1 protein-coding gene is annotated in these 334 nt (G+C 68.6%); it reads right to left on the minus strand.

Annotated elements, in window-relative coordinates; all coding sequences use genetic code 11:
- A partial coding sequence (locus ELR45_RS40490; protein ID WP_240759222.1) for an FAD-binding protein occupies positions 1 to 334 on the minus strand: 334 nt, incomplete at both ends.

A 334-nucleotide genomic window follows, 5' to 3' on the forward strand; every position in this document is an offset into this window, starting at 1 on the left:
CATCTCATAAGCCGGCTCGGTGGTCAGGGTCATGCGAACCACGACGCCCAGGGCGCCAAGGCCGACGGCCACGCCGTTGAAGCCGTCGTCGTCCGAGCCGACGGTGACGATGTCGCCGTCGGCGGTGATCATGTCCACCGAAGACACTGCGGTGGCGAGGTTCCCGTTGGTGGGGCCGGAGCCGTGGGTCGCCGTCGCACATGAGCCCGCCACCGAGATGTGCGGCAGCGAGCCCAGGTTGTGCAGTGCCAGCCCGGCGGCGTGGAGCCGTTCACTGAGTTCGCCGTACCGGACCCCCGCGGAGACCGTGACGGACGCAGTGTGAGCGTTAACA

This window comes from Phytoactinopolyspora endophytica (assembly GCF_004138495.1).
Taxonomy (GTDB): domain Bacteria; phylum Actinomycetota; class Actinomycetes; order Jiangellales; family Jiangellaceae; genus Phytoactinopolyspora; species Phytoactinopolyspora endophytica.